19 protein-coding genes and 1 pseudogene are annotated in these 20365 nt (G+C 71.9%); 10 read left to right on the forward strand and 10 right to left on the reverse strand.

The features are described 5' to 3' along the window. Positions 1–84 precede the first annotated feature (84 nt). The 3 genes from ACIBBD_RS23325 to ACIBBD_RS23335 all read right to left on the reverse strand — a co-directional run bounded on the left by ACIBBD_RS23325 (position 85) and on the right by ACIBBD_RS23335 (position 2734). Positions 85–1188, reverse strand: coding sequence for a sensor histidine kinase (locus tag ACIBBD_RS23325; protein ID WP_399421413.1), 1104 nt, complete (start codon positions 1186–1188; stop codon positions 85–87). After that, positions 1185–1925 (reverse strand): response regulator transcription factor, encoded by a 741-nt coding sequence (locus ACIBBD_RS23330; protein ID WP_391999703.1) that lies wholly within the window; start codon positions 1923–1925, stop codon positions 1185–1187. Before ACIBBD_RS23330 ends, ACIBBD_RS23325 begins: the two co-directional genes overlap by 4 nt. A gap of 122 nt (positions 1926–2047) precedes the next feature. Further along, positions 2048–2734 (reverse strand): spermidine synthase, encoded by a 687-nt coding sequence (locus ACIBBD_RS23335; RefSeq protein WP_399421414.1) that lies wholly within the window; start codon positions 2732–2734, stop codon positions 2048–2050. 644 nt (positions 2735–3378) lie between these two features. On the opposite strand from ACIBBD_RS23335, the gene lon reads away from it, so the two are divergent. The 3 genes and pseudogenes from lon to ACIBBD_RS23350 all read left to right on the forward strand — a co-directional run bounded on the left by lon (position 3379) and on the right by ACIBBD_RS23350 (position 6991). After that, on the forward strand, positions 3379–5802 hold the full coding sequence (lon, locus tag ACIBBD_RS23340) for an endopeptidase La (RefSeq protein WP_399421415.1): 2424 nt from the start codon (positions 3379–3381) through the stop codon (positions 5800–5802). Between the two features lie 13 nt (positions 5803–5815). Then, positions 5816–6256: pseudogene (locus tag ACIBBD_RS23345) on the forward strand (COR domain-containing protein); the annotation flags it as partial. A gap of 243 nt (positions 6257–6499) precedes the next feature. Beyond that, the gene (locus tag ACIBBD_RS23350) at positions 6500–6991 is read left to right on the forward strand and encodes a MarR family winged helix-turn-helix transcriptional regulator (RefSeq protein WP_399421548.1); all 492 of its coding nucleotides are present in this window, start codon (positions 6500–6502) and stop codon (positions 6989–6991) included. Between the two features lie 16 nt (positions 6992–7007). Here ACIBBD_RS23350 and ACIBBD_RS23355 read toward each other — a convergent pair whose 3' ends face one another. After that, entirely contained in the window at positions 7008–7793 is a 786-nt protein-coding gene (locus ACIBBD_RS23355) for a protein phosphatase 2C domain-containing protein (RefSeq protein WP_399421416.1), read from the reverse strand. Between the two features lie 367 nt (positions 7794–8160). Between ACIBBD_RS23355 and ACIBBD_RS23360 the strand changes: the two genes are divergently transcribed. From ACIBBD_RS23360 to ACIBBD_RS23380, 5 genes are read left to right on the forward strand one after another with little or no spacing between them, the layout of a single operon-like run. Further along, positions 8161–10980, forward strand: a complete 2820-nt coding sequence (locus ACIBBD_RS23360; protein WP_399421417.1) for a nitrate- and nitrite sensing domain-containing protein — start codon at positions 8161–8163, stop codon at positions 10978–10980. Then, positions 10977–11480 carry a roadblock/LC7 domain-containing protein gene (locus ACIBBD_RS23365; protein WP_399421418.1) on the forward strand — a complete coding sequence of 168 codons (504 nt, stop codon included), beginning with the start codon at positions 10977–10979 and terminating at the stop codon, positions 11478–11480. Before ACIBBD_RS23360 ends, ACIBBD_RS23365 begins: the two co-directional genes overlap by 4 nt. Further along, positions 11477–11908, forward strand: a complete 432-nt coding sequence (locus ACIBBD_RS23370) for a DUF742 domain-containing protein (protein WP_399421419.1) — start codon at positions 11477–11479, stop codon at positions 11906–11908. Before ACIBBD_RS23365 ends, ACIBBD_RS23370 begins: the two co-directional genes overlap by 4 nt. Next, on the forward strand, positions 11889–12545 hold the full coding sequence (locus ACIBBD_RS23375; protein WP_399421420.1) for a GTP-binding protein: 657 nt from the start codon (positions 11889–11891) through the stop codon (positions 12543–12545). The genes ACIBBD_RS23370 and ACIBBD_RS23375 overlap by 20 nt, the downstream gene beginning before the upstream one ends. Before the next feature lie 13 nt (positions 12546–12558). Next, on the forward strand, positions 12559–13812 hold the full coding sequence (locus ACIBBD_RS23380) for a styrene monooxygenase/indole monooxygenase family protein (protein ID WP_399421421.1): 1254 nt from the start codon (positions 12559–12561) through the stop codon (positions 13810–13812). Here ACIBBD_RS23380 and ACIBBD_RS23385 read toward each other — a convergent pair whose 3' ends face one another. The 4 genes from ACIBBD_RS23385 to ACIBBD_RS23400 all read right to left on the reverse strand — a co-directional run bounded on the left by ACIBBD_RS23385 (position 13813) and on the right by ACIBBD_RS23400 (position 17017). After that, a complete protein-coding gene (locus tag ACIBBD_RS23385) occupies positions 13813–14946 on the reverse strand; it encodes an NlpC/P60 family protein (RefSeq protein ID WP_399421422.1) in 1134 nt (377 codons plus the stop codon). A 102-nt stretch (positions 14947–15048) separates the two neighbouring features. Then, on the reverse strand, positions 15049–15351 hold the full coding sequence (locus ACIBBD_RS23390) for a hypothetical protein (RefSeq protein ID WP_399421423.1): 303 nt from the start codon (positions 15349–15351) through the stop codon (positions 15049–15051). Between the two features lie 14 nt (positions 15352–15365). Then, the gene (locus ACIBBD_RS23395; RefSeq protein WP_399421424.1) at positions 15366–16016 is read right to left on the reverse strand and encodes a TetR/AcrR family transcriptional regulator; all 651 of its coding nucleotides are present in this window, start codon (positions 16014–16016) and stop codon (positions 15366–15368) included. A 62-nt stretch (positions 16017–16078) separates the two neighbouring features. Continuing rightward, positions 16079–17017 (reverse strand): diiron oxygenase, encoded by a 939-nt coding sequence (locus ACIBBD_RS23400; protein ID WP_399421426.1) that lies wholly within the window; start codon positions 17015–17017, stop codon positions 16079–16081. 122 nt (positions 17018–17139) lie between these two features. Here ACIBBD_RS23400 and ACIBBD_RS23405 point away from each other — a divergent pair, with 122 nt between their 5' ends. Both ACIBBD_RS23405 and ACIBBD_RS23410 read left to right on the forward strand, forming a co-directional pair. Further along, positions 17140–18054 (forward strand): ADP-ribosylglycohydrolase family protein, encoded by a 915-nt coding sequence (locus ACIBBD_RS23405; RefSeq protein WP_399421427.1) that lies wholly within the window; start codon positions 17140–17142, stop codon positions 18052–18054. Next, a complete protein-coding gene (locus tag ACIBBD_RS23410) occupies positions 18051–18386 on the forward strand; it encodes a hypothetical protein (protein ID WP_399421428.1) in 336 nt (111 codons plus the stop codon). Before ACIBBD_RS23405 ends, ACIBBD_RS23410 begins: the two co-directional genes overlap by 4 nt. On the opposite strand, the gene ACIBBD_RS23415 is transcribed toward ACIBBD_RS23410, so the two are convergent. Beyond that, positions 18346–18855, reverse strand: coding sequence for a DUF3291 domain-containing protein (locus tag ACIBBD_RS23415; protein ID WP_399421429.1), 510 nt, complete (start codon positions 18853–18855; stop codon positions 18346–18348). The genes ACIBBD_RS23410 and ACIBBD_RS23415 overlap by 41 nt on opposite strands. Positions 18856–18900: 45 nt before the next feature. Continuing rightward, entirely contained in the window at positions 18901–20358 is a 1458-nt protein-coding gene (locus ACIBBD_RS23420; protein ID WP_399421430.1) for a penicillin-binding transpeptidase domain-containing protein, read from the reverse strand. Positions 20359–20365: the final 7 nt, after the last annotated feature.

The raw sequence follows: 20365 nt of genomic DNA on the forward strand, positions 1-20365 counted from the left end.
GCTCGCTGCCTGACCACACGTGTCCCGCGGCTGTTCGTCAGCGCGGACGCTCGTGGATCGTGCGACTCCGCTTCGAACTTTACGTCAACTTGGCACAGATGGCTCTCCCGGGAGAGTGATAAGAATCCGGCAACCCCGCTCGGATTCGGCCACTCCGATCCGGCCCCCGTGCAGATCGACCGCCCACCGGGCGATCGCGAGTCCCAGTCCCGTGCCGCCGTCGCTGCCCGGCCCGTGCGGCCGGCGGACGGCCCCCCGGTTGAACCGCTCGAAGACGCGATGCCACTCGGACCGCGGAATGCCGGGGCCCTCGTCCAGGACCTCCAGCTCCAGCGACTCCGGCAGCGGTCCGCGCCGCGCCTTCACCGTCACCCGGCCGTGCGGCGGACTGTGTTTGACGGCGTTGTCGATGAGGTTGGCGACGACCTGGTGGATACGCTCCGGGTCCGCGTGCGCGGTCAGCTCCGGCGGGGAGACGTCCAGGTGCAGATGGACGTCCGTCCGGGTGTGACTGCCGCCCGACCCCATGGTCGCGCGGGCGGAGGCCACCATGTTGGCCTCCTTCAGCACCCCGGACAGGTACGGCCACACCTCGAACCGCCGTTTGCGCAGCGGTACGACGCCGTTGTCCAGGCGGGACAGGTCGAGGAGCGTCTCCACCAGACGTCCCAGCCGCTCGGTCTGCTTCAGCGCCGTGCGCATGGTCTCGGGGTCGGCCTCGGCGATGCCGTCGACCACGTTCTCCAGGACCGCGCGCAGACCCGCGATGGGCGTGCGCAGCTCGTGCGAGACGTTGGCCACCAGCTCCTTGCGCTGGCGGTCCTGGGCCTCCAGCTCGTCCGCCATGACGTTGATGGTCTGGGCGAGGTCACCCAGCTCGTCACGGCGGCTCTCACGGACCCGGCGGGTGTAGTCGCCGTGCGAGATGGACCGGGCCACCGTGTTCATCTCGTCCAGCGGCGCGGTGAGCGAATGCGCCACGAACTGCGTGATCAACAGTGTGGCGATCATCGAGAAGACCGTGATGAAGCGCAGCTCCGTCTCGGTGCGCATGGCGATCATCATCAGCCCGGTGGTGATCAGCACCGAGATGACGACCAGCGCCCCCAGCTTGGTCTTGATCGAGAACGGGCGTACGCCGCCCCAGGGCTCCCCGGGGCCTCTCGGTGCGTCCGGCCCGCGGCTCATGGCGTCGGGGTCTCCAGGGCGTACCCCACGCCGTGGACCGTACGGATCCGCTCGGCGCCGATCTTCCGGCGCAGCGCCTTGATGTGGCTGTCGACGGTCCGGGTACCGGAGGCGTCCGCCCAGTCCCACACCTCGGCGAGCAACTGCTCACGGGAGAGCACCGCGCGCGGGGTGTTCGCCAGGCAGACCAGCAGGTCGAACTCGGTGGGGGTGAGGTGCACGTCCTCGCTGCGCACCCGTACCCGGCGCTGCGCGTGGTCGATCTCCAGTTCGCCGAGGCGCAGGATGCCGGAGCGGGGGGTGGCCGCCGCCAGGGCGGCCCGCTCCACGCGCCGCAGCAGCACGTGCACGCGTGCCGCCAGCTCCCGCATGGAGAACGGCTTGGTCATGTAGTCGTCGGCGCCCACGCCGAGCCCGACCAGCATGTCGGTCTCGTCGTCGCGCGCGGTGAGCATCAGTACCGGCACCGGGCGGGCGGCCTGCACGCGACGGCAGACCTCCAGACCGTCGAAGCCGGGCAGCATGATGTCGAGGATCAGCAGATCGGGCTGCCAGGCCTCCGCGGTGTCGACGGCCGCCGGGCCGTCCCCCGCCGTTTGCACGAGGAATCCCTCGGCGCGCAGGCGGGCCGCGATGGCGTCGACGATCGTCGGGTCGTCCTCGACCACCAGGACACGGCGCTGCGCGCCCGGGGTCGCCGTCGTCGTGCCGTTGTGCGAGGTGTGTGTCTGGTCCATCGCCCGCCCCTGAGTGTGCTTTCCGGAATCAGTGGGGTGATCCCTTGTTTGCGCATGACTGCGGTTGACGCGTAAATGATCGGCGTCAGGGCAGCAGCGTACGGGGAGTCACCACGGCTTTGCTATCCAGGTCGGACGGCAAGATGTACGACGTCGGGCACGCCTCGGGCAACCGGGATCTCTTCGGTACGCACCCGTTGGAACCCGGCATTCCCCAAGGTTCCCTCGAATTCCGGAGAGGGCTGTGCGGACCATACGGCCAATACCCCACCCGGTCTCAACACCCTTGCGCAGCTTGCGAGTCCGGTCGGCGAGTAGAGTCCGCCGTTGCCCTCCGTGACGGTCCAGTCGGGGCCGTTGTCGATGTCGAGGCAGAGCGCGTCGAACGTGTCGGATGTCTCATTGACGTAGTCGAGCAGATCCGCTTCCAGGATCGTGGTGCGCGGGTCGGCGAGAGCGGACCCGGAGAGGGCGGACAGCGGGCCGTCGAGGTGCCAGTCGATGACGGCGCGTTCCCGCTCGACGACCGTGATGCGGCCCCAGCGGGGATCGGCGGCGGCATGTGCGAGCGAGAATCCGACGCCCAGGCCGCCGATCAGCACGTCCGGTGCGGGGCGGCCGTCCAGCGCGGTCAGGGCGGCGTCCACCAGGAGCCGCTCCGAGCGGCCGTCCGAGGTGTCCATCAGGAAGCAGCCGTTGGCGATGATCTGGAGCGTTTCCCCGTGCCGACGCAGAACGACCTCGCCGTACGGGCCCTCACGACGGTCCAGGACTTCGGGGGTGTCGAAGGAGTCGTAGGAGACGGGCATCCCTCCATCCTGGCACCGGTGCTGACGGATGGTTGAGCAATTTCGCGTGGCCCCTTCGCCCCGGCGCCCACATCGGGTGGAACGGGGTGAAAGCGGGGGTGGGGGGAGGGGTGTGGTTGACGGCGAGCGGCCGCCCTATCCTTCCGGCTCGCTGTCCCGCCGCTGTCGCGCGCTTCCGGCCTGCTGTCTCTCGGCCTCACGCCGCCTGTCGGTCGGTTGTGGCGTGCTTCCGGTGCGGTGTGAGCCGGTTGTGGCGCGCTTCCGGCTCGCTGTGCATCGGCCGTCGCGGGGCGCGAATCCTGACAGCGGGGTCGGGCGGCGCTAAGGGGGGCGCATGCCCCCCGATGGGGGTCGTTCAGCGGGGTGTGCGGGGCGGCAGGTGCCGGTGCCGGTGTGTTCCGCCTGTCCCGTCCCTACGGCTCCTGCCGTCGGCCGCGACGGGCCCGGCGGGACTCAGCCGTCGACCCCGTACGGCCGCCCGCGTGCGCGTCCCCCGTTCTCCGTACGGCGCCCTCACCCCCTCCCGCCTGCCTTTCCTCCCGTCGGCGGAGGTGATCGCTGTCAGCGAACGACGGGTCGGGAACATTCGTCGGCTCCTGTGCATTGAGTCGGCATAACTCAACTTGACTGCCGAAGGGGAGATCATGGCTGCTGAGTCCGCAGCGTTCACACCGCTCACCCTGCCTGTGCTGCCGCTCGACGACGAGGTCGTGCTGCCCGGGATGGTGGTTCCGCTCGACCTCAACGACGCCGACGTGCGCGCCGCCGTGGAGGCCGCCCAGGCCGCCGCCCGCTCGGAGCCGGGAAAGCCCAAGGTGCTCCTGGTGCCGCGCATCGACGGCACGTACGCGTCCACCGGTGTGCTCGGCACGGTCGAGCAGGTCGGCCGGCTGGCCGACGGTGACCCCGGCGCCCTGATCCGCGGCCGCGGCCGCGTGCGCATCGGCGCCGGCACCACCGGCCCGGGGGCCGCGCTGTGGGTCGAGGGCACGAGGCTCGACGAGAAGGTGCCCGAGCCGCTCCCCGGCCACGTCACCGAACTGGTCAAGGAGTACAAGGCACTCGCCACCGCCTGGCTGCGCAAGCGCGGCGCCTGGCAGGTCGTCGACCGCGTCCAGGCCATCGACGACGTCTCCGCCCTCGCCGACAACTCCGGCTACTCGCCCTTCCTGACCACCGAGCAGAAGGTGGAGCTGCTGGAGACCGCCGACCCGGTCGCCCGGCTGAAGCTCGCCACCCAGCAACTGCGCGACCACCTCGCCGAGCAGGAGGTCGCCGAGACCATCGCCAAGGACGTCCAGGAGGGTGTCGACAAGCAGCAGCGCGAGTTCCTGCTGCGCCGCCAGCTGGAAGCCGTCCGCAAGGAACTGCGCGAGCTGAACGGCGAGAAGGAGGGCGAGGAGTCCGATGACTACCGTGCCCGCGTCGAGGCCGCCGACCTGCCCGAGAAGGTCCGCGAGGCCGCCCTGAAGGAGGTCGACAAGCTGGAGCGGGCGAGCGACCAGTCGCCCGAGGGCTCCTGGATCCGGACCTGGCTGGACACCGTCCTGGAACTGCCGTGGAACGAGCGGACCGAGGACGCGTACGACATCCAGGGCGCGAAGGCCGTCCTCGACGCCGAGCACGCGGGCCTGGAGGACGTCAAGGAGCGGATCACCGAGTACCTGGCGGTGCGCAAGCGCCGGGGCGAGCGGGGCCTGGGTGTCGTCGGCGGACGGCGCGGCGGTGCCGTACTGGCCCTGGTGGGCCCGCCCGGGGTCGGCAAGACCTCGCTCGGCGAGTCCGTCGCCCACGCCATGGGCCGCAAGTTCGTCCGCGTCGCCCTCGGCGGCGTCCGCGACGAGGCGGAGATCCGCGGCCACCGGCGCACGTACGTCGGCGCGCTGCCCGGGCGGATCGTCCGGGCCATCAAGGAGGCCGGGTCGATGAACCCGGTGGTGCTCCTCGACGAGATCGACAAGGTGGGCTCCGACTTCCGGGGCGACCCGGCCGCGGCCCTGCTGGAGGTGCTGGACCCGGCGCAGAACCACACCTTCCGCGACCACTACCTGGAGGTCGAACTCGACCTGTCGGACGTCGTCTTCCTCGCCACGGCCAACGTCCTGGAGGCCATCCCCGAGGCACTGCTCGACCGTATGGAGCTGGTCCGGCTCGACGGCTACACCGAGGACGAGAAGATCGTCATCGCCCGCGACCACCTGCTCCCGCGCCAGCTGGAGCGGGCGGGCCTGGACCGGGAGGAGGTGACGCTCGACGAGGGTGCGCTGCGCAAGCTGGCCGGTGAGTACACGCGCGAGGCGGGCGTGCGCAACCTGGAGCGGTCCATCGCCCGGCTGCTGCGCAAGATCGCGGCCCAGCACGAACTGGGTGAGCGGGAGCTGCCCTTCACCGTCCGTGACGGAGATCTGCGCGACCTGATCGGCCGGCCGCACCACGTGCCCGAGTCCGCCCAGGACCCGGCCGAGCGGCGCACCTCGGTACCGGGTGTGGCGACGGGCCTCGCGGTCACCGGGGCCGGCGGTGACGTCCTGTACGTCGAGGCGTCGCTGGCCGATCCGGAGACGGGCGCGGCGGGCCTGACCCTGACGGGCCAGCTCGGCGACGTGATGAAGGAGTCGGCGCAGATCGCGCTGAGCTTCCTGCGCTCGCACGGTGCCGAGCTGGAACTGCCGGTCGGTGACCTGAAGGACCGGGGCGTGCACATCCACTTCCCGGCGGGCGCGGTCCCCAAGGACGGCCCGAGCGCCGGCATCACCATGACGACGGCCCTCGCGTCCCTGCTGTCCGGACGTCTGGTCCGTACGGACGTGGCGATGACCGGCGAGGTCTCCCTGACCGGCCGGGTCCTCCCGATCGGCGGCGTGAAGCAGAAGCTGCTCGCCGCGCACCGGGCCGGGGTCACGACCGTGATCATCCCGAAGCGCAACGAACCCGACCTGGACGACGTCCCGGCGGAGGTCCTGGACAAGCTCGACGTCCACACCGTCACCGACGTCCGCCAGGTCCTGGAGCTGGCCCTCGCGCCCGCCACGAACGGCGCGACGCCGGAGATTCCGGTCGCGGCGTGACGGACGCGACCGGATGAAGGGAAGGCCCGGGTCCCGCGAGGGAGGCCGGGCCTTCACTGAGCTGGAGGACATCGCCGTCCTGCGTCCGCAGTGGGTGACCGACTACATCAGCAAGGTCCTCGACTCGCGTGAGGTGCGGGACTCCCGGGCCCTCTTCACCAAGCGGCACCAGGGCGAGCTGTGGAGGGAGCTCGACCCCAGCCTGCGCCGCCACTTCGTGGCGATGATGGAGCACTTCGACCTGTCCTACCGCACGGACGACGGCACCAGCAGCCTCGTCGTCGAGCTGCTGCCGCTGGACCCGCCCGACTACGGGCAGGTCTGGGACGCGGCCGGGCGGACGCAGCACCGGGAGATCCGGCTGCGCTACCGGCTGCACACCGTGCCGCCGGGCATCCCCACCTGGTTCATCGCCCGCGAGCACCGCTTCACGGCGGGCCTGCACTGGCGCAGCGGCGCCCTGCTGCGGCAGTCCACCGCGGACGGTGACCACACCGCGCTGGTGACGGTGGACCGGCTCCGGGCAGGGCGTCGATCGGCGTCGGTCGAATGCCGAGGGGGACGCAGGTCGGACGCCCATCGATCCCGAGGACGACGGCCCGCCAGCTTGGCGCGATCATGTCACTCCTCCGCTCCTCACCCGGTGAACAGCTACGCACGTAGAATCACAGGGGGGAACCGGATCAGGAGCGCTGACGTGCACGAGGACGGAAACGGCGACGGGCGCGGGAGTGCACCCGAGGCGTCGACGAGAGGTGTGGACCGGGAGTTCCTGTCCCTGGAACGGGAGCTGACGGTGCTGTTGCGCCGTGCCCGGGCCAACCAGGGGGAGATGGCCCGCGAGGTCCACCCGGACCTGGAGTCCGCCGCGTACGGCCTGCTCGTCCGGCTGGAGGAGTGCGGCCGCCAGCGCGCCACCGAGCTCGCCGGCTACATCGGCGTCGGCAAGGCCACCATGTCCCGCCAGCTGCGCGCCCTGGAAGAGCTCGGCCTGATCGCCCGCGAGCCGGACCCGGCGGACGGGCGCGCCTGGCTCGTCGACCTGACCGAGGAGGGCCGCACCCGGGTGGGCCGGGTCCGCGAGGCCCGCCGGGCGCGGTACGTCAGCCAGCTCGCGCACTGGGACCGCGGGGAGGTGGCCGAGCTGGCGCGGCTGCTCCGCCAGTTGAACCAGGGCATGGCCAAGTAGGGCCCCCGACCGGGGCTCACAGCTCCACGAACACCGCCGTCGCGTCGTCGTGCCGCTTGCCGCGGCCCAGGAACGCCCGTTCCCCGTCGGCCCGTTCCAGCTCCCGTACGCGCTCCACCAGTGCGCGCGGGCCCTCCTTGCGGACGTAGGTGAACAGGTCCGCCCAGTCGCCCTCGTGGAACTTCTCCACCCAGCGGGTCACCCCGTCCGTGAGGGCGGCCAGGGCGGCCACCTCGGTGCGCGGGACGGTGCCGGTGACGGCGCGGGCGGCCACCGCCGGGTCCGCGGCGGCCGTGAAGAAGCCGCCCTCCTTGTTGCGGGCCCGCGTGTCGCAGATCTCCTCGCTCGCCAGCAGCTCGGGCGGGAGCAGGGCGAGCCGGTCGTCGAGGACGGGGGTCACCGTGCCGTCGGGGGCGGCCAGGAGGAGGGCCGAGTCGGACAGCACCAGATACTCGACCGCCTCCGGTGACCAGCGCACCAGAACCACGGTCGCCTGCGGGGTGCGTGGGTGAGAAAGGTCACAGCTCTCCGCGTGGGCGTCGGCGGTACGTGCGACAGCGCGGGCCAGTGTCTCGGCCAGAGGGACATCCGGGAGTGAAACGGTCAGTTCGGTCAGGGCGCCGCCCAGTCGTGCCGTATACCAGGGGACCGAATGCAGACAGCCCGTGCCGCCCCGCGGCGGTGTCACCCCGTCCAGCAGGACGACCGAACCGCCCTGTCCGGAGGCGGGAAGTCCGACGCTTGCGAAGTCCTCGTTGGGGTAGGCCCGATCGCTGGGCTCCGACACAAGTTCCGTACGCATCCGGCCAGTCTGCACGACGCCTTCACACCCTTCGCGAAAGGCTGGCAACGCTCCCCGGGTGGGCGCACCCTCGCAGGTCAGACGCCTGTTTTGGGAGGGAATGAAGCACTCCGGGCAGACGTGGCGGCGAATACTGCCAAAGCGCGCGGCCCACGTCCAACCGGCTCTCCGCGCAAGGCCGTCGCACACGCCAGGGGAACTTGCCCGCCAACTCCCCTCCGATGTTCACTCCTTCGGGTGGCGGGGCAGGCGATGCGCGACCCCTGCCCACCGGCACTGGGAGGGTCGGGAACCGTACCGGACGTACGCACCAGTTGACGGAGCGTCATCCGGCCCATGGGTACACGAGTCAGGAATGCGAGCACCGGTGCAGAAGACGCGGCCTCGGCGCACAGGCAGGCAGACGGCCTCCGAGGGGGGCGCGGAGCGCACCCCTGTCGGCAAGGGCCGTCAGACCCATGTACGCAACCGGCTGATCGTCGCGGTCGCCGTGGTGGCCGCCGCCATCGCGGGTGCCGGGGCACCCTCAGTCCTCAGCGCCTCCGGGCAGTTGAAGGACGCGCAGGACCTGGTGACCCTGGCCGAGCGGACCCAGGACGCGCTCGTCCTCGCCCAGTCGATCGCCGACGAGCGCGACGAGGTCACCACCTACGTCGCGGCCGGCCGGACCAAGGCCGAGGCGCCCACCGACCAGAGCAGCGCCCGGGTGGACCGGCAGGTGCGGGAGCTGACCGCCGACACCGACCTGCCGGCCGCGCTCCGCGCGGACCTCACCGGCATCGCCTCGGTCCGCCAGGCCGCCCTCACCGGCAAGAGCACGGCGCTCGAGGCGCACCAGGCGTACTCGGCCGCCATCACCGCGCTGCACGGGCTCGCCGAGCGGCTCGCCGAGCAGATGCCGCCGCGCGCGGGCTCCGGCGCGCACGCCCTCGCCGACCTCGACACCGCCGTCCAGCAGGCCGCCGCGGCCCGCGGACTGCTCCTCGCCGCGCTGAACGTGCCGACGTCCACCGAAAGCGTCTACGACCCCGTCACCGGCGAGTCGTCCACCGAGACCGTCTCCTCCGACGCCGACACCGAGCAGCGCGACGCCCTCGCCGCCGCCGCCCAGCAGGCCCGGCTGCGCTCCGACGCGGCCCTGACGGCCTTCCGGGAGAGCGCCCCCCAGCGGCTCGTCGACTCCTACGACTCCACGCTCACCGGCGGCGACGTCGAGACCGCCGAGAAGTACCTGGCGACCCTCACCGACCAGCCGAAACTGAGCGACGACGAGCTCGACACCAGCACCAAGAAGCTGGACGCAGCGCTCTCCGCCCGCGTCGACCTGATGCGCGGCGTCGAGGCCTCCCTCTACGACCGCCGCACCAAGGACCTCGCCCAGTTGCGCGACGACGACGTCACCGCGCTGGAGATCCGCATCGCCCTCCTCGGCGCCCTGATACTGCTCGCCGTCGGCATCGCCACCGCCATGGCCCGCAGCCTCACCCGCCCGCTGGCCGTCCTGCGCCTCGGTTCCGCCCGGCTGGCCGGCGCCGAGAACCCGGCCGCCGAGGAACCGGTCGCGTTCACCGGCCGCAACGACGAGTTCGCCCAGGTCGTCCGCTCCGTCAACGCCCTCCACCAGCACGCCGTCGCCCTCCACGAGCGCGTCACCACCCTCGAGTCCGACCGCAAGCACCTCGTCGGACAGCGCCAGAAGATGGCCGACGCCCGCGAGGAACTGCGCGCCGAACTCGCCGACGCCGCCGCCCGCCTGGAGCGGCTGCGCTCCAGCATCAGCGGCACCTTCGTCAACCTCTCCCTGCGCACCCTCGGTCTCGTCGAGCGGCAACTCGCCGTCATCGAGGGCCTGGAGGAGCGCGAGCAGGACCCCGAGCGGCTGGCCACCCTCTTCAAGCTCGACCACTTCGCCACGGTCATGCGCCGGCACAGCGAGAACCTGCTGGTGCTGGCGGGCACGGAGCACGTCCAGCAGCACCCGGGCCCGATCCCGCTGGTGGACGTGGTCCGGGCGGCCGTCAGCGAGATCGAACGCTACGAGCGGGTCCGTATCTCCGCGCTCCCCCCACACGCGCACGTGGCCGGCTTCGCCGCCGACGACCTGAGCCACCTCCTGGCCGAACTCATGGAGAACGCCACCTCGTTCTCCCCGCCGGACCTGCCCGTCGAGGTCTCCGGCTGGCTCCTGGAGAACGGCGAGGTCATGCTCTCCGTCCAGGACGAGGGCATCGGCATGACCGAGGAGCGCCTCACCAGCCTCAACACCCGCCTCACCGAGTTCGACCCGGACACCCCCTACGACCAGGAGGGCGAAGAGGGACTCGGGCTCGGCCTGTACGTCGTGGCCCGCCTCGCCCACCGGCACGGGGTGCGGGTACAGCTGCGCGAGCAGAAGCAGGGCGGGATCGCCGCGGTCGTCGTCGTCCCCTCCCCGCTCCTCGCCGCCGCTCCGGCCGCCCCGGCCGCCGCGGTCCCGACGGCCGCACCGGCCTCCTCCACCACCCAGAGCTTCTCCCTGCCCGGCGCGGACGCGGAGGCCAACTCCAACGTCCTGCCGGGCCGGCCGAAGGACACCGGGGACCCCTTGGTCGCCCTGGCCGAGAAGGCCGTGCACAAGGCGTCGGAGACCCCGGCCGAGACGACGATGGAACTCCTGATCCCGGCCCCGCAGTCGGAAGCGGACGGGGCCCAGGAGGACGGGTCCCCCTCGGACGGCCCGGTGTCCGCGGCTCACAAGCCCACGGAAGACCACGACGACACCGACCACGACGACACCGACCACCACGACAACGCCCACGACGAGATCGCCCACGAACCCGCGGCCGCCGGCGGTGACGACACCACGGACGGTGCGGGGGGGAAGGACCCCCTCGCAGGCGAAGCCGAGGCGGAACACGCCCGGGTCCCCGACGAGCAGGAAGACATCGTCACCGACAAGGGCCTCCCGAAGCGCACACCCAAGATCACCGCACCCGCCCAGGCCCCGCGCCAGCGGACCAGCTCCGTCGACGCCGATGCCCTCCGCCGCCGCCTGGGTGGCTTCCGCCGGGGGGCGGAGGCCGGTTACCGCGACGTAGAGGCGGAGATCGCCGAGCAGACGGGCCAGAACAAGGTGCCGTCCGCTCAAGAAGCACACGCACACGCCGAAGAAGACACGGGGGGCACAGTCGAGGAGGCAAGCAGTTGACCGCGCCCAGTACCTTCGGACTGAGCAGTGAAGCCCGTAACCTGCACTGGCTGTTGACGAACCTCGTGGAGGAAGTGCCAGGTATCCAGTCCGTCGCGGTCGTCTCCTCCGACGGCCTGCTCCTGCTCTCCTCGGACGCAGGCCGCAACGACGCGGCCCGGCAGGCCAGGGGAGCCAAACCGACCGGCCCGCGGGGCTCCTCCGCCGACCTCGCCACCATCGTCTCCGGCATCGGCAGCCTCACCATCGGCGCCGCCAAGCTCATGGAGTTCGGTGGGGTCAAGCACACGATGGTCGCCATGGACGAGGGCAGCCTCTTCGTGATGTCGATCAGCGACGGCTCGCTGCTCGGCGTCCACGGCTCCGCGGACTGCGACATGAGTGTGGTGGCGTACCACATGGCGCTGTTCGTGGGCCGTGCCGGCCACGTCCTCACCCCCGAACTCCGCAGCGAGCTGCGGAAGTCCCTGGAGTCCGAGACGACGGGGAGCATGCGATGAGCACGGGGCCCGGCAACCGGAAGCAGCAGCTCCCCGTCCGCGGCGGCGACCGCAAGCCCGCCCGCGTGCGCCCCTACTCGCTGACCGGCGGCCGTACCCGCTTCGGTCACGTCCTCCTCGTCGAGACGTTCGTGGCGACCACGGCCGAACTCGAGGCGCCCGAGGAACGCAAGGAACTGACGAACGGTTCCCTCACCACCCGGGTGATGCCGGAGCTGCGGGCCATCGTCGAACTGTGCCGCCGTATGCGTACGGTGGCGGAGATCGCCGCGCTGCTGAAGATGCCGCTCGGCGTGGTCCGGGTGCTCCTCAGCGACCTCGCGGACCAGGGAAAGATCCGTGTGTACGGCACCGGGACCGGTCACGGTACGGGCCGTCCCGACCGCGCTCTGCTGGAAAGGGTGCTGAGTGGACTCCGTCGTCTCTGACGCCGACACCCCCTTCGGCGTGTCCCCGTTCCTCGACGTCGTCCCCGAGGACGAGGAACAGCTGCAGCCCTGGCAGACGGACCGCACCAGGGCCCCCGTCGCCACGAAGATCGTGGTGGCCGGTGGCTTCGGCGTCGGCAAGACCACCTTGGTCGGCACCGTCTCGGAGATCACGCCCCTCCAGACGGAGGCGCTGATGACCGAGGCCAGTGAGGCCACCGACGACCTCACCGGCACACCGGAGAAGACCACCACCACGGTGGCCATGGACTACGGCCGCATCACGCTCGACGACGACCTGGTGCTCTACCTGTTCGGCACGCCGGGCCAGCAGCGCTTCTGGTTCATGTGGGACGACCTGGTGCGCGGTGCGATAGGCGCCGTCGTCCTCGCCGACACCCGCCGCCTGAAGGACTGCTTCCCGGCGCTGGACTACTTCGAGAGCTGCGGGCTGCCGTACGTCGTCGCGGTCAACCACTTCGACGGCAGTGAGCTGTTCGAACCGGAGGACGTGCGGGAGGCGCTGACGATCCCCGCGCACGTACCTGTCATGATCATGGATGCGCGTCGCCGGATCTCCGTGATCGAGACCCTCCTGGCCCTGGTGGGCCACGCGCTCGACGAAACCCCCGAGTAGGAGACACCCCCGCATGCGGAAGATACTCGTCGTCGGAGCCGGCCAGTCCGGCCTCCAGCTCGCCCTCGGCCTCCAGTCGCACGGGTACGAGGTCACCCTGATGTCCAACCGGACCGCGGACGAGATCCGCTCCGGCCGGGTGATGTCGACGCAGTGCATGTTCCACACGGCCCTTCAGCACGAGCGCGATCTCCAGCTGAACTTCTGGGAGTCCCAGGCCCCGAAGATCGAGGGACTCGGCGTCTCGGTGGCGGCCCCCGGCTCCCACGACCCCGGTCCGACGCAGCGCGCGATCGACTGGGTGGGCCGGCTGGACGGGTTCGCGCAGTCGGTCGACCAGCGGGTGAAGATGGCCGGCTGGATGGAGACCTTCGCCCAGCGCGGCGGCCAGCTCGTGATCCACGGCGCGGCCGTCTCCGACCTCGACTACTTCTCCCGCGCCTACGACCTCGTCCTGGTCTCGGCCGGCAAGGGCGAGCTCGTACAGATGTTCGCCCGCGACCCGGAGCGGTCCCCCTACACCGAGCCGCAGCGCGCCCTGGCCGTGGCGTACGTCCACGGGATGGGCCCGCGCCCGGAGCACCCGGACATGGAGGCGGTCCGCTGCAACCTGGTCCCCGGGGTCGGCGAGCTGTTCGTCATGCCGACGCTGACCACCTCCGGCCGCGCCGACATCCTCTTCTGGGAGGGCATACCCGGCGGTCCGCTCGACGTCTTCAACGGCGTCAAGGACCCGGCGGAGCACCTCTCCCTGACCCTGGAACTCATGGAGCGGTTCACGCCCTGGGAGTACGCGCGGGCCACCAAGGTCGAACTGACCGACGCCGGCGGCACGCTGGCCGGGCGGTACGCGCCCACCGTCCGCAACCCGATCGGCCGTCTCCCCGGCGGTGGCCTGGTCCTCGGCGTCGCCGACGTGGTCGTCGCCAACGACCCGATCACGGGTCAGGGCTCCAACTCGGCGTCCAAGTGCGCGGCCGCGTACCTCGCCTCCATCCTCGAGCGCGGGGAGAAGGAGTTCGACGAGGAGTGGATGCAGTCCACCTTCGACCGGTACTGGAACACCGCGCAGCACGTCACCAAGTGGACGAACGCGATGCTGGCCCCGCCGCCGGAGCACATCATCAACCTGCTGGGCGCCGCGGGGCAGCTTCAGCCGGTGGCTGATCGTTTCGCCAACGCGTTCAACGACCCGGCGGACTTCGAGAACTTCTTCTACGAGCCGGAGAGGACGCAGGCGTACCTGGCTTCCGTGACCGGCGGCTGATCACGGTCGGGGACCAGGGGCCCCGGGCGCCGCAGGGCCGTCCGTGGCCGGCCGCGCGGCTTTCCCCTGGACGGGCCCGCGGGCGGGCTGGTCCGGGCGTACGGCTCCGAGGATCGGGTTGGACGCGAGGGGGGAGACCCTGATCCTGTCGCCGGAGCGCGGAGCCTGGACCACTCTTCCCTTGCCGACGTACAGCGCCACGTGCGTGGCCTCGGGGAAGTAGATCACCAGGTCACCGGGTCTCAGTTGGTTCAGCGGGACCCTGGGCAGCCGTGCCCACTGCTCCTGGCTGGTGCGGGGGATCGGTGACCCGGCGGCGCGCCACGCCTCGGAGGTCAGCCCCGAGCAGTCGTACGACGCGGGGCCCTCCGCCCCCCACTCGTACGGTTTGCCGAGCTGCCGCAGGGCGTAGCGCACCGCGCGGCCGCCCTTCTCCGAGGGGTTGCGGTCGTCGCTCAGCGCGCCCGAGGCCATGAGCGTCTTCTGGGCCTTGGCCACGCCGTCGCGTTCGAGCGCGGCGAGGGCGGTGAGCTGGGCGGCGGTGAGGGAGGCGAGGAGTCTCTCCACGGCGTCGAGGCGGCTGCGCACGGCGTCGCGTTCCCTCTTCCGGCGCTCGGTGAGGGTGAGCTGCGCGTCGAGGGCGGCGCGCGCCCGGCGGGCCAGTGTGTCGGCCTTGCGTTCGCTGCCCTCCAGCCGTCCCACCGTCTCGGCCCGCTCCCGCGCCAACTGGCCGATCACGTGCCCCTGGTCGAGGGCGTGTTGCGGATCGCGGGCCAGCAGCAGCCGTACGTAGGGGGAGATGTCGGTGTTGTTCTGGTACTGCTGACGGGCGAGGCGTCCGGCGTCGCCGCGGCTCTCCTGGAGCGACAGGCGGGTCCTCGCCAGTGCGGCGTTGAGCCGGTCGGCCTCGGCCCGGCGCCGCTTCAGCCTCTCCTCGGTGGCGTTGTAGGCCTCGGTGGCCTTCTCGGCCTCCCGGTACAGCCGCTGAAGGTCCGTCAGCAGCTGGGCCACCGACCGCCGGCCGGGCACCGGGGGCTCCGGTACGGCCACGGCGGACCGGGGGGTCAGCAGGGCCTGGGTGGCCAGCGCCGTCGTGCAGACCGTGCAGACCAGACGCAGCAGCCTTCCTGACACGTCATCACCTCCGCTGCGGGGCGGCCCCTCCACCCCGCAGGGCGAGCATCAGGGGTGCGGGCCCGGGTACGTGTCAGGTGTGCGCGGTTCGGCGCAACAGGATCACCCGTCGGCGTCATCCCGGGTGCCGCCCGGCGCGGCGTCGGGTTTCGACCACGGCCACCTCGGCCGGCCGCTCGCCCGTCCCTGCGGGTCGTACGCGTACTTCCAGCCCTGTGTCAGCCCGAGCCTGCCGCTGGGCCCGCGGGGCACGCGCCGGTAGACCAGGACGGTCGGCGGGCCGCCGGCCGCGTCGGGGACGGGAACGCGGTACGTCTTCGGCGGCCGGCCGGTCGGGCCCAGTAGAACGGGGAGGCTACGGCCGTCCAGGGGGCCGCCCTCGAAGGGGGTGTCTTCGCTCTTCACGGCACCAGTGTCGGTCACGTCTGAGCGGCGAACGCGTCGCGCACCAGGTCGGCGGTCTGCCGGTCGCGCGCCGCGGTCACCGTGAGGACGGCGACGAACTGCTCCACCAGCCAGTCCCGCAGCTCCGCGGCGGGCGGCTGCTTGTCCTCGTCGAGCCAGATGAGCGAGGCCGCCTCGACGGCCGTGATCCACATCCGGACGGTCATCCGCAACCGGGGGCCGGGGTCGGCCACACCGAGGTGGCTGTAGATGTGCTCGGCCGCGGCCCGCCGTACGCCGTCCACGATGGCGGTCGTACGGGAGGTCTCGACGACGCTGCCGCCCTGGAGGAGGGCGCTGAAGCCGGCGTCGTGCTGGTCGACGAAGGCGAGGTAGCGGTCCAGGGCGCGCGCGAGCCGGGGCAGCAGGGGGCCGTCGTGGGGCTCGTCGAAGCAGTGCCGGAGCTCCTCGGCGGCGGACCGGAGGGCAGCCTCGTACAGCTGTTGCTTGCCGCCGGGGAAGTAGCGGTAGACCAGCGGCCGGGAGACTCCGGCCGCCTCCGCCACGTCGTCCAGCGAGACGTCCTCGGGGACGCGGTGGGCGAAGAGGGAGAGCGCCGCGTCGAGCAGCTGGCTGCGACGTTCCTCGACGCTGAGGCGACGGTAGGCGGGGGCGGCGGGCGTCATGACGTGCAGCGTAACCGCCCGCCCCCGCCGGCGCGCCCGCCCCGGCGAGCAGGACGGCGAGGTCAGGCCAGTAGCCCCGACGACTTCCACAGCCGTCGTCCCACGCCCCGCAGCACCCCGATGTCGTCCAGGAAGTCCGTCAGGCGCCTGGCTCCGTTCTGCATGACCTCGCGGCGGTGGGCACTGGCCTTGACCTGCGCCATCGCCTCCCGCTTGTCCAGGCCGACGTTCGTGTAGACGTCGGGGTTGACGAAGGCGACGGAGAAGACGCGGGCGAACTCGCCGGAGGTCACCCGGGTGAACTCCTGGGACCACCTCGGCGCGGTCACCATCTGGCGGCGGAGCTCCTCGCGGGCGTACCGCACATGGCGGGCCTCCTCCACCACGTGGATGCGGGTCACGCCGCGGATCAGGGGCTGTACCCGCTCGTCCGGGAAGGTCAGCCGCTGCATCCAGTCGAGGACCTCCTCGCCGAGCAGGGTCGCGGTGAACGACCCGGGCGTGGTGGAGATCGTCTTGAAGAGGCGGCCGAGGTTCTGGTGGACGCGGCTCACCGGGTACCAGGGCGTGCCGCCGTGGGAGATCAGCCGGGCGAACATCTTCGAGTGCCGGCACTCGTCCTCGATCTCGGTCAGCGCGTACCGCACGTGCGCGCTCGTCGCCGCCTTGTCGTAGATGTGCCGGACGAGGAGCTGCATCAGGATGATCTCGAACCAGATGCCGAGCGAGGCCAGTGCCGCCGCCTCGTGCTGTGACAGCAGGATCCGCTGCTCCTCGCTCATCCGCTTCCACATCGGAGTGTCGTACAGCGACACCAGTTCCGGCGGCCAGAACCACTTGCCCTCCTCGAAGGGCGCGTCCCAGTCCAACTCCTTGTCCGGGTCGAAGGAGTGCTTGGCGGAGGAGGCGAGGAGCCGCTCGGCCACCTGCTCCCGGTCCTTGAGCGCGCCGAGCGCGTCGCGCAGTCCGTCGAGCGCGTCGGCTTCCGTGAGGGTCGTCATGGCTCTTATGAGACTGCTTGTCAGCAAGGTCGTCAATCCCTCGCGCACGACTTGTTGACCCGCCGTCCACCGGACCCGGCATGGGAGACTTGACGGCCTGCAAGCCGTCCGGGGGAGACCGAGTGAGCACCGCAGCAGCGACCGAACCGCACCGCGCCGCCGCGCGCCGCAGCCTGGAGGGGCTGTCCCTCGGCGACGCCTTCGGCGAACGCTGGTTCCCGCTCTTCCGTGACCGGCGGCAGGCATACGAGGAGGTACGCGCCCGCCGTACCCCCGAGGAGCCCGACTGGCACTGGACCGACGACACCGCGATGGCCCTCGGCCTCTTCGGGGTGCTCGACCGGTACGGCGAGGTACGGCAGCGGGAGCTCGCCCTCGCCTTCGCGCTCGGCCACGACGCCGACCCGGCCCGCGGCTACGGCCACGGCATGCACGACCTGCTGCCCCGCCTGCTCCAGCAGCCCGACGGCTGGCCGGAGTTCACCCGCGAGCTGTTCGGCGGGCAGGGCAGTCTCGGCAACGGAGCCGCGATGAGGGTGGCACCGCTGGGCGCATGGTTCCACACCGACCTCGGGCGCGTCGTCGAGCAGGCCACCCGGTCCGCCGAGGTCACCCACGCCCACCCCGAGGGCATCGCCGGCGCGATCGCCGTGGCGGTGGCGGCCGCGCTCTCGGCCCGGGGCCGGCTGAGCATCGCCGACGTCGTGTCCCTCACGCCGGACAGCGCCACCCGCGACGGACTCTCCCGTGCCGCCGGCCTCCCCTTCACCACCGAACCCTGGAAGGCCTCCGACGTCCTGGGCAACGGTCAGCGCATCCGGGCCGACGACACCGTGCCCTTCGCCGTCTGGTGCGCCGCCCGCCACCCGGACGACCTCGTCTCCGCCCTGTGGGCCACGGCCGAGGGGTTCGGCGACGTGGACACCACCTGCGCGATCACCGGCGGCATCGTGGCCGCCCGCACGGGAGTCGGCGCCGTACCGGCCGACTGGCTGCGGCGGCGGGAGCCGCTGCCCGGGAGAGGGGAACACCGATGACAGCCACCCACGGCACGCCGGCGCCGGTGCTGCGCGTGCGCAACACCGGCGAGGAACTGCTGGAGCTCGTCCTGGAACCGTACGGCAGCGACCACTGGCTGCGGCCCGGCGAGACCTTCGTGATCTGGGCGACCGGGCCCCAGGACGACGGTCTCTTCGAGGTGGAGCACCAGCCGGGCTCGGTGACGGTCATCGCCGCCGCGTCCGCCTACGTCGGCGACGCGGACGGCAACGAGATCGACTGCGGCCACAACCGGCCGCAGTGGGCCCGGCCCTACTGGCTGGACCTCGCTAGACCGAGCACCCGAGATCCTCGGGCACCGCGAGGCTGACCGGCTCAGCCCCCTGCGCCGGGAACGACGTGCGCAGGGTGAAGGCGTACGGCGTCGGGCCGTGGGCGCGCAGGTGCAGCAGCCGGGCCTCCGCCTCCGCGACCGTCGGGCGGTGGCCGGCCGGGACCCACCACAGGGCCGTCATCGCCTCCCGGACCCGCTCGAACCACTCCCGCCGACGGGCGAGCATCTCGCGGTGGCGGCCCTGGTACATGTACGCGGTCAGGGCGTCGGTGTCCCGCCACACCGTCATGTTGAGGATCAGCCAGTCGTCGTCGAAGACGCGGATGTCCGTCGCGTCGCCGCCCTCCGACTGCAACCGCCACCGGTAACCGTCCGCGGCCTCCGCGTCCGCGTTGACGGGATCGAGGGCGTCGACGAAGTCCTTCAACTCCGGTGAGTCCAGCGGGAACCTGAGGCGGGAGATGTTGACCTGGGCGAGTTCGAAGGCAGCACCGGTGTCCGTCATGACCGAGAAGGTATGACGCACCTGGCCCGCCCGGAACCCCCCGTCTCACGGGTTGAGCACCGCCTCCATCACCGCCCGCGCGACCGGCGCCGCCAGCCCGCCCCCGGTGATGTGCCGCCGGTTCGCCGCCGAGTCCTCCACCACGACCGCGACCGCGACCTTCGGCTCCGGATCCCGGTTCCTCTGCGCCCAGGAGACGAACCAGGCGTACGGCGTCCCGGCGTTGCCGATGCCGTGCTGGGCGGTGCCCGTCTTGCCGCCGACGGTCGCGCCGCGGATCGCCGCCTTCCCGCCCGTGCCCTCCCGCACCACGTCCCTCATCAGCTCCCGCAGCCGCCGCGCGGTCGACGGGTACATCGCCTGCCGCGCCGGGCGCGAGCCGGCCGTGGCGAGGATCGCGCCGCCCCGCCTGGTCGTGCGCTCCACCAGATACGGCGTGCGCACCAGCCCGCCGTTCGCGACGGCCGCCGCGACCATCGCCATCTGCAGCGGAGTGGCCCGTGTGTTGTACTGCCCGATCGAGGACAGCGCCAGCTGCGCCCGGTCCAGCGAGGTGTCGAAGGTGCTCCTCGCCACGGAGAAGGGGATGCGCAGGTCGGCCGCGTTGAACCCGAACGCCTCCGCCGTGGCCGCCATGTCCGTCAGCCCCACGTCCACGCCGAGCTTCGCGAACACCGTGTTGCACGACCACATGAAGGCCTCCCGCAGCGACGCGTCCGCACAGCCCTCGGACGCGTTCGTCAGGCTCGTCGTGGTCCCCGGCAGGCGGTAGGGGTCGGGTGAGCCGGTCGGCTGGTCGAGATCCCGGATCACGCGCGCGTCCAGCGCCGCCGCGGCGGTCACCACCTTGAAGGTCGACCCCGGCGGATACGTTTGGCGCACCGCCCGGTTCAGCATCGGCCGGTCCGGGTCGGAGTTCAGCCGCGTCCACGCCTCCTCGGCGGTCGGCCCGTTGCCGGACAGCAGGGAGGGGTCGTACGACGGTGCCGAGACCAGCGCCAGGATCCGTCCCGTCGTCGGCTCCACCGCCGCCACCGCGCCCTTGCGCCCGGCGAGCCCCTGGTACGCCGCCCGCTGGGCGTCCGGGTCGAGGGTGGTCACCACGTTCCCGCCGGGGGGCCGGGAGCGGGTGACGTCGTTCCACAGCGGGAACGGCTGCAGCAGCGGATCCGCGCCGGACAGGACCTCGTCCTCCGTGTGCTCCAGGAACGTCGTCCCGTACTTCTGCGAGGCGAACCCGGTCACCGGCGCGTACAGCGGCCCGTCGCGGTAGGCGCGTTCGTAGCGCAGCTGCTCCCCGGTGTCCCGGGAGCCGGTGACCGGTTCGCCGCCGACCAGGATGTCGCCGCGGGGCTGTCCGTACCGGGCGATGGAGGCACGCCGGTTGGCCGGGTTGTCGTCGTAGGAGGGGGACCGGACGACCTGGACGCGGGCGGCGTTGACCAGCAGGGCCACCAGGAGCAGGGCACAGAAGGCGGCGGCGTGCCGGATGTGGCGGCTCATCACGAGG

Origin of the sequence: Streptomyces sp. NPDC051315 (assembly GCF_044455165.1) — a bacterium.
Taxonomy (GTDB): Bacteria; Actinomycetota; Actinomycetes; order Streptomycetales; family Streptomycetaceae; genus Streptomyces.